13 protein-coding genes are annotated in these 14,192 nt (G+C 67.8%); 5 read left to right on the plus strand and 8 right to left on the minus strand.

The features are described 5' to 3' along the window. Window positions 1-205: 205 nt before the first annotated feature. Genes HWV23_RS12515 through HWV23_RS12530 form a run of 4 tightly spaced genes read right to left on the minus strand, consistent with a single transcriptional unit; the run spans window position 206 to window position 3,571 of the window. Complete coding sequence (locus HWV23_RS12515) at window positions 206-826, minus strand: DUF7519 family protein (RefSeq protein ID WP_178290734.1); 621 nt, start codon at window positions 824-826, stop codon at window positions 206-208. Continuing rightward, window positions 823-2,082: a DUF58 domain-containing protein gene (locus tag HWV23_RS12520; protein ID WP_178290735.1), complete on the minus strand. Its 1,260-nt coding sequence runs from the start codon at window positions 2,080-2,082 to the stop codon at window positions 823-825. Before HWV23_RS12520 ends, HWV23_RS12515 begins: the two co-directional genes overlap by 4 nt. After that, a complete protein-coding gene (locus HWV23_RS12525) occupies window positions 2,079-2,618 on the minus strand; it encodes a DUF7269 family protein (protein ID WP_178290736.1) in 540 nt (179 codons plus the stop codon). The genes HWV23_RS12520 and HWV23_RS12525 overlap by 4 nt, the downstream gene beginning before the upstream one ends. Next, entirely contained in the window at window positions 2,618-3,571 is a 954-nt protein-coding gene (locus HWV23_RS12530; RefSeq protein ID WP_178290737.1) for a DUF4129 domain-containing protein, read from the minus strand. The genes HWV23_RS12525 and HWV23_RS12530 overlap by 1 nt, the downstream gene beginning before the upstream one ends. A 152-nt stretch (window positions 3,572-3,723) precedes the next feature. On the opposite strand from HWV23_RS12530, the gene HWV23_RS12535 reads away from it, so the two are divergent. Beyond that, the gene (locus HWV23_RS12535; protein WP_178290738.1) at window positions 3,724-5,166 is read left to right on the plus strand and encodes an MATE family efflux transporter; all 1,443 of its coding nucleotides are present in this window, start codon (window positions 3,724-3,726) and stop codon (window positions 5,164-5,166) included. A 17-nt stretch (window positions 5,167-5,183) separates the two neighbouring features. Here the strand turns inward: HWV23_RS12535 and HWV23_RS12540 are convergent, their stop codons facing one another. After that, a complete protein-coding gene (locus HWV23_RS12540) occupies window positions 5,184-7,673 on the minus strand; it encodes an efflux RND transporter permease subunit (RefSeq protein WP_178290739.1) in 2,490 nt (829 codons plus the stop codon). After that, window positions 7,670-9,223: a COG1361 S-layer family protein gene (locus HWV23_RS12545; RefSeq protein WP_178290740.1), complete on the minus strand. Its 1,554-nt coding sequence runs from the start codon at window positions 9,221-9,223 to the stop codon at window positions 7,670-7,672. Before HWV23_RS12545 ends, HWV23_RS12540 begins: the two co-directional genes overlap by 4 nt. A gap of 160 nt (window positions 9,224-9,383) precedes the next feature. Between HWV23_RS12545 and HWV23_RS12550 the strand changes: the two genes are divergently transcribed. Continuing rightward, window positions 9,384-9,980 (plus strand): TetR/AcrR family transcriptional regulator, encoded by a 597-nt coding sequence (locus HWV23_RS12550; RefSeq protein WP_178290741.1) that lies wholly within the window; start codon window positions 9,384-9,386, stop codon window positions 9,978-9,980. A 60-nt stretch (window positions 9,981-10,040) separates the two neighbouring features. After that, on the plus strand, window positions 10,041-10,892 hold the full coding sequence (locus HWV23_RS12555; RefSeq protein ID WP_178290742.1) for an FtsZ/tubulin family protein: 852 nt from the start codon (window positions 10,041-10,043) through the stop codon (window positions 10,890-10,892). An 8-nt stretch (window positions 10,893-10,900) separates the two neighbouring features. Here HWV23_RS12555 and HWV23_RS12560 read toward each other — a convergent pair whose 3' ends face one another. Beyond that, window positions 10,901-12,007: a pyridoxal phosphate-dependent aminotransferase gene (locus tag HWV23_RS12560; protein WP_178290743.1), complete on the minus strand. Its 1,107-nt coding sequence runs from the start codon at window positions 12,005-12,007 to the stop codon at window positions 10,901-10,903. A gap of 93 nt (window positions 12,008-12,100) precedes the next feature. On the opposite strand from HWV23_RS12560, the gene HWV23_RS12565 reads away from it, so the two are divergent. Together HWV23_RS12565 and HWV23_RS12570 are read left to right on the plus strand one after the other, a co-directional pair. Further along, window positions 12,101-12,610: a CinA family protein gene (locus HWV23_RS12565; RefSeq protein ID WP_178290744.1), complete on the plus strand. Its 510-nt coding sequence runs from the start codon at window positions 12,101-12,103 to the stop codon at window positions 12,608-12,610. A 54-nt stretch (window positions 12,611-12,664) separates the two neighbouring features. Further along, window positions 12,665-13,153, plus strand: a complete 489-nt coding sequence (locus HWV23_RS12570) for a metal-dependent hydrolase (RefSeq protein WP_178290745.1) — start codon at window positions 12,665-12,667, stop codon at window positions 13,151-13,153. A gap of 184 nt (window positions 13,154-13,337) precedes the next feature. On the opposite strand, the gene HWV23_RS12575 is transcribed toward HWV23_RS12570, so the two are convergent. Then, window positions 13,338-14,093: a PHP domain-containing protein gene (locus HWV23_RS12575; protein ID WP_178290746.1), complete on the minus strand. Its 756-nt coding sequence runs from the start codon at window positions 14,091-14,093 to the stop codon at window positions 13,338-13,340. Window positions 14,094-14,192 lie beyond the last annotated feature (99 nt).

The following is a 14,192-nucleotide window of genomic DNA, read 5'->3' on the forward strand; positions in this document are numbered from 1 at the left end:
CCGTCCTATCTTTAAGTACTACCCTCCGGATGCACCCGTTACTGGCTGGAAAGCCAGCGTGCCCCCACCTGATGGGTATTCCCCACCCCCCCTAACGGTCCGCCCCTTGTCGGACCGCTTTTTACCACCCCTCTAGCGCCGCCTCCCGAGCCTCGCCGACGTAGGTTTATAAACAAAGGCGCGGCCAGCACCGCTCGGGGCAGTCTCACCCCCGAAGCGCGGTGAGCAGGAGGACGCCGCCGAGCAGGAGGAAGACGAGCGCGGTCGTCGGCTGGCCGCCCGTCGCGACGAGGTAGCCGCCGAAGGCGAGGGCGCCGGCGGTTCCGGTGACGGCGAGGCTCCCGGCGGCGTGGACGAGTTCGTTCCGCGAGGTGCGGGCCTCGCGGCCGACGTGGCGGCCCAGACCGATGCCGTGGTCGGCGACGTCCCACGCGCTCGTGGCGAGGACGGCGCCCCCGACCAGCGGTGCGACCGGCGCGCCCGTGGCGCCCCCGGCGACCAGCGCGAGCGCGAAACACCCGCCCGCCAGTCCACACAGGCGGGTCGACGCGCGAGCCAGCGACGCCAACAGGACGGCGACCCCGAGCAGGGCGACGGCGCCGGACAGCGGCGACCCGGCCGCGAGGAAGGCCGCGGCGACGGTCCCGAGCCCCACGGCCAGTCCCGTCGAGAGCCGCGGCGGGGCCTCGGTCGGTTCGGCGGCGTCGACCGTGGTCTCGGCGTCCGCTGGCGATTCGGACCCCGAATCACGCCCGTCCTCGGAGTCGCCCGCCGCGTCGGCATCCGGCGTCGTTCCGCCGCTGGCTGCGGCCCGAGCGTCGCTCATCGCGACCACCGCCCGGCAACACGGTCGGCGGCAATCGCGAAGGGTTCCTCCGGCGCCCAATCGAGGACGCGAACCCCGCCACGCCGGAGGTCGGCCAGCCGCAGGTCCCGCTCGATGCCGACGAGTTCGCCGCCGAGGGTGGCCTCGGTGGTCGGGTCCGGCGAGATGACGGTTACCAGATGACCGAGCGCGTCGAACCGCTTTGCCAACTGAACCGGCGGGTCGTCGACACACGGCGAGACGAGCATGACCTGTGCGTCGGCGGGGAGTCGCTGCCGGAACTTCCAGCGCCATAGTCGCGGGACGAACTGGCGGTCGGCGGCCGCCGGTGTTGGCCCGAAGGCCGGGTCGGTCGCCAGCAGTTCCCGCAATTGCGCGCGATGGGCCGTCCCGCTGCCGGGCGAAAGCCACGAATCCAGTGGCGAGAAGGCCGTCGCACCGACGCGGTCGCCGTTCGATAGCAGCGCCTCCGCCAGTCCAGCGGTCGCCTCGATGCCGCGTTCGACCGCGCCCTCGGCTTCGGGTGCGGGGGCTGCGTAGGCCGGCGCACGGGTATCGACCACGAACACGACCGTCGCGGCCCGCTCCTCGCGGAGTTCGAGCGTTGCCAGTTCGCCGGTCCGGGCCGCCCGGTTCCAGTCGACGCGGGCCTGCGGGTCGCCACGCCGGTACTCCCGGACGGCATGGAACTCGACGCCCGAGCCGCCGATGTCGGTCGGGACACGCCCCGAATACGGCGTCGTGAGGCCGCGAAGCGGGAGGTCCGAACCGCTCTCGAAATCGGGGACACACCGGAGGGTCGTCTCGGCAGCGACGGTCGTCTCGGTTTCGTGGGCGCCCATCGGGTCACGGACGATTGCTCTCAGCCGCCGCCAGTCGTGGTCGCCGCGGGCGGCCCGGACGGTGTAGGCGAACGTGGCCGCGGCGCCCGGTCGCAGGGCGGTCGCGTGTCTCGCCGGACCGTCGACGACGGCCAGCCCATCGGGTACCTCGTCGACAAGCCGGAGGTCATAGAGGGTACTTCCCTCGTTGGTGACAGTCACCTCGACGCGAACCTCCGATTCGGGCGCCGGCGTCGGGTCTTCGACGGTCCGTTCGACTCGAAGCGACGGTCGAGTAGGGGCGGAAGCGCGAGCGGCCAACACCCCAGCAGCGACGGCGCCTGCGATGAGCAGGCCCGCGGCGCGGAAGAAGACCCCAGCGCCGACGACCATCAGGGCGAGGCCGCCGAGGCCGAGCCAGCGGTTGGTCCTCATCGGCCGCCGCGCACCTCCCGGAGTGCGTCCAGCGTGTGGCGGACGAACACGCGCGTGGTCGACCGACGACGGAAGAGTTGCCGGACCTGTAGCCGTGGCGGAATCTTCATCGGTTCGGCGAGGTAGCCGGCGGCGACCTCGTCGTCGGTCCACGTGCCGTCGTCGACAGCCTGCCGGGCGCCCTCGGGCCGATAGCCCCCGTTGGCAACGAGCACCTCGGCCGTCACCTCCCGCAGGCGGTGCCGGATTTGACTTCGGCGTTCGGCGCCCTCGGCCCCGCCTGCCGCGAGGTCGGCGTCGACGTCCTCGCCGGGGACCGTCGACCGATAGCCCGGTTCCGGCGGGTCGACGTCCGCGGTGTTCCGGAGCGTTCCGCGACGGCGCCGGAGGTATTCGAGGCCGACGACGACCGTGAGGCCGCCGATACCGCTGACTGCGACCGACCCGAGCGGGAGGGCGTTCGCGAGTTGCCCGAACCACAGCATTCCGAGACCCAGTGCGGCGGCGATGAGACCAGCCAGCGCGCGCCGGCGCATCAGGCCGCACCCCCGTAGGTTTCCTCGATGTGTCGGAGCGTCTCGACGGCCCGTCGCTCGCGCTCTTCGGTCGCATCGAAGCCGCCGTACCGCACCGTCTCGAAGAGGTCGGTCAACTCCGCGACGTCTTCCGCATCCATCCCGGCCGCAATCGCAGCGTCGGCGAACTCGCCGGGCGTCGTCGCGTCGGGGTTTTCGACGGCCAACTCGTCGGTCATCTCCCGCCACGCTCGGTAGACCTCGTTTTCGGTGGCGGCGTCGGCCTCGATGCGGTCGGCGGCCGTCCCGGCGACGCGGCCGACGGCGGCGACGTCCTCGTCGTTGGCCACCGGTTCGAGGTCGGGTTCCTCGTCGGGCATGTCGTCGCCGCGGGCACCGAGGACCGCGACGACCGCGATACCGACCGCGAGGACGAAAAGCAGCGCCACGAGCACGCTGGGCGACGAGAGGGTATCAGCGGCGACCTCGCCGAAACCGCCACCGCTGCCGCCTTCGGCAACCGAACTGCCATTGGGGTCCGTTATTCCGGGCGTTGCCGTGGCCGACTCGTTGTCGGGTGGGTCCGGCGAGGGACACGTCGCCAGCGTTCCCCAGATGATGGCGACGGGGACGACCGCGGCGATACAGACGGCACCGCCGGCGAGTTTCGAGTCGGTCGCTCGCGCCACGAGGGCGAACAGGGCGACGAAGAGTCCGACCAGCGCGAGCAGAGCGGGCGGTTCGGTGAGGAAGGGCCAGCAAGCGGTGGCCGGCGCCCCGCTGTCGATGGGGGCGGCCGACCGATTCTGTTCGGGCGTCGGCGTCCGTGGGGTGTCGTCGCCGATTCCGGCGTCGCTGCCGCCGGAGCCGGAACCGCCGGGAGCCACGGCCGAATCCAGCGTCGCGGCTGCCAGCCCCAGGGAGACGATAGCGAGGAGGGCGAGGGCAAGCGGGAGGGCGCGGTCGCGATCCACGCCCCCCGTTACGGGCCGAGTTTCAAAAGGATTCGTGCTGATCTCGGTCATTTCCAGCCTGTGACCGTTCGATAATCGCCGCCGTGACCCGAGACGTGCGCCGCCGATTCGATAGGCATTTGCCTGACTGACCGGTCAGTTAAATTGTCGCTGTGTCTCTCGTTCCGAACCCCGTTCGACTGGCGATACTCGCTATCGGCCTGGCGCTGTCACGCGTCGGTCTCATCACCGAACAGCGGGCACGCCGGACGACCGAACTCGCGTGGCCGCGGGTCGTGACGGGTATCGCTCGGATGTCGAAAAACGCCGTCGACGTGGCGATGGTCGGCGTCGGCGTCGGCTCCGCAGCCATCGCCGGCGTCGGTATTGCCGGCCCCTTCTGGGGCCTCGCCTTCTCCATCGGCGGCGGCATCGCCGGCGGCACCATCGCGCTGGTCAGCCAGCGGTTCGGCGCCGACGCCTACGAGGAACTCGGGCTCGCGGTCCGTTCCAGCGTCTTCCTCGTCGTCGCCGCGACGATACCTATCACGGCCGTCTTCTGGACCTTCTCGACGGAACTCATCGACCTGCTGAGTAGCAACGACGCGGTGGTCCGCCTCGGCGGCGACTACCTCCGCATCGTCGGCCTCGGAGTCCCCTTCGCCGGCCTCAACCTCGTCGGCAGCCGCGTCCTCGTCGGCACCGACGACTCCTATACGGCGATGTTACTCCGGGCCGGCGGCGCCGTCGCCAACGTCGTCATCAACGCCGTCCTCATCTTCGGCCTCGGGTGGGGCGTCGAGGGTGCCGCGCTCGGAACCGTCCTCTCGAACGTCGGCGTCACCGCCGCCTTCGCCATCGGTCTCACTCTCGGACGCTTCCCGGGTGCCGGGCAGTTCCCGGTCACTATCGACCCCCGCGGGAGTTACGTCGACAGCGAGAACATCGCCGACCTCGTCTCCATCGGCCTGCCGGTCATGGGCCGGAACCTCGTGTGGACCGTCGCGGAGTTCCCCATGTTCGCCATCCTCGACATCTTCGGACAGGACGTCGTCTCGGCGTTCGTCATCGCCCGCCGCATCTGGGGGCTGATGAACACGCCCGGCTGGGGCTTCGGGTTGGCCTCCTCCAGCCTCGTCGGTCAGGAACTCGGTACCGGCGATGAAAGCGTCGCCGAGGCCTACGGCCGCGAAATCATCCGATTCTCCTTCGCGGTCTACGTCGCCTCCGCGACACTGGTGTTCGTCTTCGCGGACCCCATCGTCAACCTCTTCGTCGCCGACCCGACCGCCCCCGAGATACCCATCGCCACGACGCTGGTCCGGGTCGCCTGCGGGGCCATCCTCCTGCAGGGGATTTCGGGGGCCGCCGCCGGCCCGCTCGATGCCTCCGGGGACACCCGCTGGACGTTCATGAGTCAGGCCCTCGGCATGTTCGGCTGTTCGATTCCGCTGGTCTATATCGGCGCGACGACGCCACTCGGGATCTACGGTCTCTATCTCGCCTTCATCGCCGAGACGTCGATTCCGGCGGCGCTGAACTACTACCGCTTCCATACCGGCAAGTGGAAAGCAAAGAGCCGCGAGTACCGCCCGGAAACGCCCGCGGACGACTGAGGACCGCGCCGGCCGGCCTACGACGACGCCAACGTGGGGATGTACTCGCTTCGTTCGGCCGCCCGCTCCCACGAGACGATGATGGACGGCAGCAGCAGAATCGAGCAGGCGTAGGCGTAGAAGACCCCGAGCGCCAGCAGGAGGCCGAACTCCTGGATGAGCGGGATGACCGCGAAGAACAGCGCGCCGAGCCCGAAGACGGTCGTCAGCATGCTGCCGGTGAGCGCGCCGCCGGTCCCCTGAACGGTCACCCGAAGCGCCTCGAAGACGTCGATACCCGGTTCGTACTCGTCGACGAACCGATGCATGAAGTGGACGGCGTAGTCGACGCCGAGGCCGATGGAGACGCCGAGAATCGGCGCGTTAATCGGCGACAGCGCGATACCGAAATACCGCATCGACGCCGCCAGCAGCGCGACGGTCACGAGGATGGGAAGCAGGTTGACGATGCCGTAGACGGCCCGGCCCTCCAGCAGGCGATACGAGCCCATCAGGAAAATCGCCGTCAGTATGAACGAGGCGAACAGGCTCTGGATGGCGGACTGGAGGATGACGTCGATAACCGCGGCGTTGACGATGAGGGTGCCGGTGGCGACGGCGTCCATCGGCAACCGCTCGGCGACCCTGCGGGCGTCGGCGACCACCGCGTCGTCGTTCGCGTCGGATTTCAGCGTGAAGTCGATGCGGGCGCTGCCGCGGTCCTCCGCGAGGTACTGTCTGGCCTCCGGTTCGGCCGACGATTCGAGCAGTTCGTCGTACACCGTATCGACGTTTCGGTCGGGGACGCCGTTGCCCGTATAATCGTTGCGGGCGACGAGTGCGGCGAACTCCGGGTCGCGTTCGGCCTGTGAGTCGATAACCGTGACGATGCTGCTGGCTTGGGCGGTGCCGTCGTCGTCCCGCTGGAAGCTATCGGGCGGCTGTCTGGTCGCCCGATGAATCCGTTCGAGCGAATCATCGTCCCGCACCGGTTCGTCGATGTATATCGTGACGGTACTGAACCGCCGGCTTCCGAACTCCTCCTCGAAGAGTCGGAGTGTCGTCGTGAAGGTGTATTCTGTGGGTGCGAACGGTTCCGGAAGCTCCTGGTACAGGTCGACGCGTTCCTCGTCCGGGAAGAAACTGTCCTGGGAGAACTCGGCGTCGACGCCGGTCCCGTAGACACCTGCGACGCCGCCACCGACGAGCGCGACGACGAGGACGACCGCAGGGGCGACCCGGGCAAGCGAGATGCTGGACCCGAGTACGCGGCCCATCAGCGACCCTTCACGGCCCAGCGGCGTCGTTCCGAAGTCGGGGAACCGCGGGATGCGGTCCCGCCCCCGGTCGGCGAGCACCTTCGCGGCCGGCAGGAACGCGCCGAATGCGAGGAACGTAATCGTGATTCCGAGCGCCGAGACGATGCCGAACTCGCGCAGGGACCCGAGCGGACTGGTGAGGTTCGCGGCGAAGCCGATGGCCGTCGTAATCGTCACGATAGCGAAGGCGACGAGCAACTGGTCGGTCGTCCGGCGCATCGCCGGGACGATGGCTTCGCCTGCGGTTCTGGACTCCCGGTATCTGTTGATGGTGTGGATGCCGAAGTCGATACCAACCGCCAACAGCAGCGGAAACAGCGGCACCATCACGTTCGAGAAGGGGATGCCGAGCCAGCCCATCAGCCCGAAGGTCCACACCAACACGAGGCCGAGCGTCCCCAACCCCAGCACCATGTCGATGGGGTCGCGGTAGGCCAAAAGCATGAAGCCCAGAATGAAAAGCACCGCCAGCGGGAAGACGATAATCGCGGTGTCGCCGAGCAGGGCCTGAAACTCGCTTTGGATGATGCCGCTGCCGAACAGCACCGCGTTCTCGCCGGGTTCGTTGCCCTCGACCGTCCCGATGACGTCGACGGTCCGCTCCTGTAGCGTCGCCACCTCGGCCGTCGAGGCCGACGACGGCAGGTCGTAGGTCACGCCAATGATGGTCCCGGTCGCGTAGCCGCGGGTCGGGTTGTAATCCGTCGAGAGTTGGGCGGCGAGTCGACCGTTCGCGTCGGCGTCGGCGATGGCCGCACGGAGTTCCCGGTCGGTCGCTTCCTCGACGGCGCGCTGCTGTTCTTCCGGTGTCTCCGCCGTCGGGTCGAGTTGCCGTGCGACGATGTTGGCGTGGCTGTTCGTCGAACTGATACGGAGGCTCTCGTGGGTTTCGAGGCGATGTTGGGTCTCCAGAATCCGGACCAGCGCCCCCTGCGAGAGGACGTTGTTATCCTGGATAATGAGGGTGCCAGCGGTGTCCGAGCCGGTGATACTCCCCTGGAACTCCTCGTCGATTTCCTCCTGGGCCTGCTGGGCCTCGACGTCCTCGGTGAACTGGTCGGTTTCGGCGGCGGTCGATATCATCCCGATACCGGGGACCATGAGCGCGGTTACCGCGAGGAACGCGAGGATGACGAGCCCCGGTCGCTCGACGACGAAGCGGTCGACCCGTGTGACGAAGGACCGTTCGTCGCTGTCGGTATCGCTCATCGTCGCCGAAGGAGTGCGACGCCGACGAGTAGGGCGACCGGCACCACGAGCGGCGACAGCGAGCCGTCACCGTCGGTGGATTCGGTCACCTGTATGGGAAGCTGTGAGATCTCGGAGATGCGTTCGTCGCCCCGCGAGTCGGTGTACTGGAAGTCCATCTCGACGGCGTAGGTGTTCGGCATCGCGCTTCCGGCCGCCGAGAGTTCGAACTGCACGGTCGTCGTCTCCCCGGGTTCGAGTTCGTCGACGAACGATTCGTCCGTGCCGGTTGCCAGCGGACTGTTCGCATAGAGGTTGGCCGTGATGTCGGTCAGCGTCTCCGCGCGGTTGTTCGTGATGTCGACGGTGAGCGTCGTCGAGCCACCGGCCTGGATGGACTCGTTGGCCGAGACCTCGAAGACCGGCTGGCGCGGTGCGACCTCGACGCGACTCGTCTCTCGGTCGCTGCGCAACTCCGACCCGCCGTCGGTGTATTCGACGACGAAGCCGAACTGTCGCGGCCCGGGGTCGGCCTGCCCGCTGACCTCGGCGTCAAATGAGAAGTTCGCCGATTCGCCGGGTGCCAACGCCGGCAACGCGTACTGCCCCTCGCCGAGGGCGATGCGCTCGCTGCCGGTCGTTACCACCAGAACGCCGTTGTCGACGGCGGTCGGCCCCTCGTTGGTGACCGTGCCCGTCACCCGCCCCGTCGCGCCGACCGACAGCGTCGTCTCGACGCCGTCGACCGCGAAGGACTGTTCGGCGACCGGCGACAGCGACCCGACGGCCGGACCGGCCTGTCGCTGGAGCCCCTCGATGGAGCGATACTGAAAGGTCGCCTCTATCGGCCGGTCGCTCGCGCCGACCGACTCCGCGAGGCGCGCATCGACGGCGACGGTCGCGTTTTCGCCGGGGTCGAGGTCGCCGACGAACGTCTGGGAGGCCCCGCCGTCGAAGGTGAGGCCGCCGCTCCCGGTCAGGGTCGTCCGGACCGCGCGTGCGGTCTCGCTGCCGACGTTCCGGATGGTGACGTCAGCCGTGCCGGAGGTACCGGGCTGGACGTCGGAATCGACCGACGTAATCTCGAAGCGGGGCTCGTCGACGACCTCTATCGTGACGCTGCGAGTGACCGAATCCGACTCCCGTTGAAGCGTCTGTTGAGAGCGGTATTCCGTGTAGGTGTAGTCGACTCGCACGTCGATTTCGTAGGTGCCCGGTTCGACGTCCTCGGGAACGACCAACTCGACCGACGTGGGCAGCGACGAGCCGTCGGGAATCGTCCCGACCGACTGCTTGCTCGTCCGCACCTCGAAGGGACCGTCGTCGCTGACCCGGGCGGTCACGGACTTGGCGGTCAACACGGCGTCGGGTTGGGTCCCCGTATCCAGGTCGCCGTCGTTGGCTATCTGCAGTTCGAGGACCGTTTCGCTGCCCGGTGATACCGTGTTGTCCGGCGCGTAGACCTTGATGTCGGGTTCGCCGCGGTTGACGTCGGCGGCGACCGGCCCCGCAGTGAGAGCCAGAACCGCTGCACAGGCGACCGCGATGACGAGCGCGCGGTTACGCGACACGGGAGTTCCCCCGGACCGCTTTCTCCCCAGTCGTACGTGTCCCACTCCGCTGGACGTCCGTTCGGGGCGCCGATGAAGAACGCATTAGCGATACTGTTATACCGGCAGCCAATAATCGTTTTGATTGAATGTTCAATCAATTCCGATACACGGGGGGTCGATGATGACCGACCCCTTCGAATCGCCGGATTCGACCCGCGAGGAGATACTTGCGGCGGCCTACCGGGCCCTGTGTCGGCACGGCTACGCGCCGCTGACCATCGAGAAAATCGGCGCGGAACTCGACAAGAGCACGTCGCTGGTCTATCACCACTACGAGGGCAAGGACGACCTGCTGTTGGCGTGTCTGGAGTTCATGCTCGACCGGTACGAATCCGAGTTCGTCGAGTCGGACATCATCGACCCGAAGGAGACCCTCGAAGCGGCCTTCGACGAGTTCCTCGCCCCGCGGATGCCGGCCGAACGCTACGAGTTCGTCGGGGCGCTCGTCGAACTCCGGGGGCAAGCCCCCCACGACGAACGCTATCGCGAACAGTTCGACCGGAGTGACCGCCTTTTCGAACGGCGCTTCGCCAATATCATCGAGGCCGGCATCGAAACGGGCCAGTTCCGGGCGGTCGACGCCGAATCGGTCGCTGCCATGCTCCATACGCTCCTTGCCGGTGCGCTGTTCAAACACGCGACCGCCGAGGAGGAATCGGCGACGGCGATTCGTGCGGAAATCGACGCCTACCTCGAAGCCCGACTGTACGACTGACCGACGTTGGCAACTGAGTTGCCCACAACCGTCATGCCGGGGGCGCCTGTATCCGAACTGATGACGACCGACGAGGAGCTTCGGGTCGCGGCCGACGCCCTGGAGGAGTCGGTACTGGTCGTCGGCGTCGGCGAGGCCGGCGAGGCGGCCGCCAGAGCGGTCGCCGACCGCGACGTGCCGGCGACCGACGACGCCGCGACGCCCGACGCCGTCGTCTACGCGGTCGACGGTTCGGCTCCCGACGCCCTCGACCTCCCGGACGTAATCGAGGGCGTGCCCGTCAGCGTTGCCATCGTAACCCTTCCGGGACGCCCTGCGTCCGGGGAACGCGCTTTCCTCGGCGCGCTTGCCGACCGCGTCGGCACCGTCGTCGTCGCGCCGAAGCACGGCCCCGACGCCCTCGCCGATGCCGTTGCCGTGTTCGTCTCCATCGTCCGCGACTCGGGGTTCGTCAATATCGACCTCGCGGACGCGCGGACGCTTCTGGCAGACGTCGACCGGGCGGCTCTCGGCATCGGTACCAGCGAGGAGGGCTCGCCCGAGGCGGCCGTCGCCGTGGGCTTTGCCTCGCTGCCGGCCGGCATCGAAACCGACCCAGCCAGCGGCGTCCTCGTCGACCTGCTCGGCGGCCCCGAAATGAGCGTCGAGGACGTCAGTGACGCGGTGACGGCCGTCCGCGGGCGGGTCGGTCCCGACGCCCACGTCATCTGGGGCGGGGCCGTCGACCCGACCTTGGGGGACGCCGTTCGGGTCCGTCTCGTCGTCGCCGGGGTCGGCTCTTCTCGCGTGACCGCGGGCGACCCCTGTCCGCGGTGCGGGTCGCCGCTGTCGGCCTATACGCTCGATTCCACGGCGACTGTCTCCTGCGATAACTGTGGGTTCGCCGGGGTCTCCGCGAGGCTACGGGACTGACTGAATCGTCAGGAGAAATACTCGGCCAGCCGTTCGGCCGCCTCGTCGGCCCGCGGCGTCACCAGCGCGAAACGGAGCCAGTCGTCGCGGGAGTCGCCGAAGGCGTCGCCGGGCATCCCCGCGACGCCGGCCTCGTCGATGAGGCGTTCGGTGTTCGCCAGCGTTCCGGGGAAGCCCTCGAAGCGTGCCATGACGTAGAAACTGCCGCGCGGACGGGTGTACTGGGCGTCGGCCTCGTCGAGCGCCGCACAGAAGTCCCCGATGCGCCCGTCGAGCATCTCGCGGTTCTTTTCGTAATAGCCCGCCGGCGTCTCACGGAGCGCCTTCAGGACGGCGTACTGTGCGGGCCGAGAGCCGGCGACGTTGACGAGCATGTGGCGGGTTCGGACCGCATCCATCAGCCACTCGGGGAAGACGGCGTAGCCGACCCGAAAGCCGGTGATGGCCATCGATTTCGAGAAGGCGTTGGTGACGACGGCCTGCTCGGAGTCGAACGCCAGCGCGCTTTCGAAGGCGCCCTCGTCGTAGACGAAGTGGTCGTACACCTCATCCGAGACGAGCAAAGCGTTGTGGTCTTCGGCAATGGAAACGAGTTCCTCCTTCACGTCGCCGCCGTAGACCGCACCCGTCGGGTTGTTCGGGGAGTTGACGACGATTGCGGCGGTGTCGTCGCTGGCGGCCGCGCGGACGTCCTCGGGGTCGAGGTTCCCCTCCCCATCGCAGGCGACGAATCGGGGCGTGGCATCCAGCATCTCCGTCCGCTTGTGGTAGTAGGGGTAGACGGGGTCGGTCAGGAGGATTTCGTCGCCGTCCAGCGCTTTCAGTGCACACGCCATCGCGAGGTAGTTGGCCTCGCCGGCACCGTTGGTGATGATGACGCGGTCGACGTCGACGCCGCGGCGGGCCGCGATTTCCTCCCGGAGTTCCAGCAGACCCTCGCTGGGCGGGTACTGGAACTCGTCGACGGAGGCGTCGGCGTACTCCTTGAGGCCCGCCCGGAGCGCTTCGGGGGCCTCCCAGTCGGGGTTGCCCGAGACCATATCGACGACGTCCCGGTCGGCCGAGTCGGCGTACTCCATGAGATGGAAGAAGAGGGGTCGCTCGTAGTCGTCCATGGGCCCGCTTGTGTGGCGGGTTACGTCGGTTTGTCGTTTTTCGTCCTCTCCGGCCCGCCGGGTTTGAAGGGTCGGCCGGCCGTCGTCCCGGACATGGCAATCGAGGAACGAATCGGCGAGGTACTCGCCGACCGCGGCGAATACGTGGCGACGGCCGAATCCTGCACGGGCGGCCTTATCGGCTCCCTTCTCACCGACGTCCCCGGTTCCAGTGACTACTTCGACCGCTCGGTGGTAACCTACACTTACGACGCCAAACTCGAAGAGCTGGGCGTGCCACGGGAGATACTCGATGACGTGGGCGCGGTCAGCGAACCCGTCGCCCGACAGATGGCCCGCGGGGTCCGGGACGGCGCCGGCGTGACGTGGGGGGTCGCTACCACGGGCATCGCCGGCCCCACGGGGGGTACCGACGAAAAGCCGGTCGGAACCGTCTATATCGGCGTCGCCCACGCGGCCGACTGGGGGACCGGCGACTCGTGGTGTGCGGTCGAACGCTACGTCTTCGACGGGTCTCGGACGGAAATCAAGCGGAAAACCGCCGAGCAGGCCCTCGAAGACCTCCTCGATGCGACCGGGCGAGCGGACCCGCGCGACCAGTAGGCCGACACCGCGCGGCGAGTAGGCTTTTGAGGGGGCCGTTCGACGCTCCCGGTAATGGACAAAGAGGGGCACGTACTCAACGCGATTCTGCTCGGCATCGGCCTCGGAATCATCATCGAACCGTCGGGGACCGTCGACACGCTTCGGGCCATCGTCGCGGTCACCATCCCGGTGACTCTCGGTGCGCTCTTCCCCGACGTCGACACAGCCTTCGGCAAGCACCGCAAGACGCTGCACAACATCCCCGTTATCGCCGTCTTCCTCGCGTTCCCGGTCGTCTTCGGGAACCTCCAGTACGTCTGGATCGGCGTCCTCACCCACTACGTGCTGGACTATCTGGGGAGCCGCCGGGGAATCGCGCTGTTCTACCCGCTTTCCAGCAGCGAATACGGCTTCCCATCGGGGGTCACCACTTCCAGCAAGTACGCCAACGCGGTCACTATCGTCGTGACGTTCGTCGAACTCGCCATCGCGGCGGCTATCGTTCACGTCCTGCCGCAGTACGTCGACCTGAGTCAGTACACGGCGATGCTGCCGGTCTGATTCGAAGCAGACCTTGGTTTATGAGCATCCGCGAGCGCCCGCAGGGCGCGAGCGGTTCCGCCGTGCCGAACGGAGTGAGGCACGGGACCGAGGGCCGACCGTCGGGAGGCCCGAAGTGTCTTTTTCATCGAAGTTTTTGCCGGTCGCCGAGCGCAGCGAGGCGACCGTGCAAAAAGTTCGGGGTTTAGTAAACACTAACCCCGTCAAATCGCCCATTATAGGCGATGTGGTCGGGGTGGGTGGGTTCGGTGCCCGAGAGGAAGAGGCGGTCAACCTTCTCCCAGGTGTTCTCGTAGAAGAGGTGGCCGAATTCGGCCAGACAGCGAGCGCGGTGGCTGAAACCATCCCGGTGGTAGACGCGGCGGTCGACGCCGGTTTTGAGCGCCTCGACCAGTTCGGCCTCGGTGTCGAACGACTCGTCGAAGGTCGTCCAGACTTCGCCGACGGTCTTGGGGAGGTGGGCATACGACGAACCGAAGACGGGTTTATCGAATTCGCGGGCCAGTTCCCGGGCGCGTTCGTTGTGGTGGGCCCAGTGTTTCGGGTTGTAGACCTCGATGGCGTCGATGTTGTTTCCGTGGGCCCGCAGGTCGTGGGCTTCGAGGCTGACGGTGGCGAACTCGGGATGCGGTGCGAGGACGGCCGCGCCCTGCCGTTCGAACTCGGCCATCGCGCCCTCCAGTGAGATGAAATCGGGAACCGGTTCGTCGAGGCCGACCGCGAGGACGTGCTTGCGATTCCGCCAGTCGCCGGTGAAAACTTCGCGGGCGGGGACGACGAGCAGTTCGTCGTCGGAGAACCGCTCGGCCCGAGCGCGGATGTCGGGGAGGCGCGTGAAATGCGGCGCGTATACGAGCGCGTCGAGGCCGCGGTCCTTGGCCCGCTGGGCGACGGTTTCGTCGAGTACCTTCACGTGGAAATCCACGCGGAACTCGTCCATATCTCCGTGTTCGCTCGGAGGGCGTTATCCGTTCCGATTCATACGGACTGTTGTGGTCTCTTACCGGCAACCGTCGACCGTGTCAGAGCGATTGCCAGT

Source organism: Natronomonas halophila, assembly GCF_013391085.1.
GTDB classification, from domain to species: domain Archaea; phylum Halobacteriota; class Halobacteria; order Halobacteriales; family Haloarculaceae; genus Natronomonas; species Natronomonas halophila.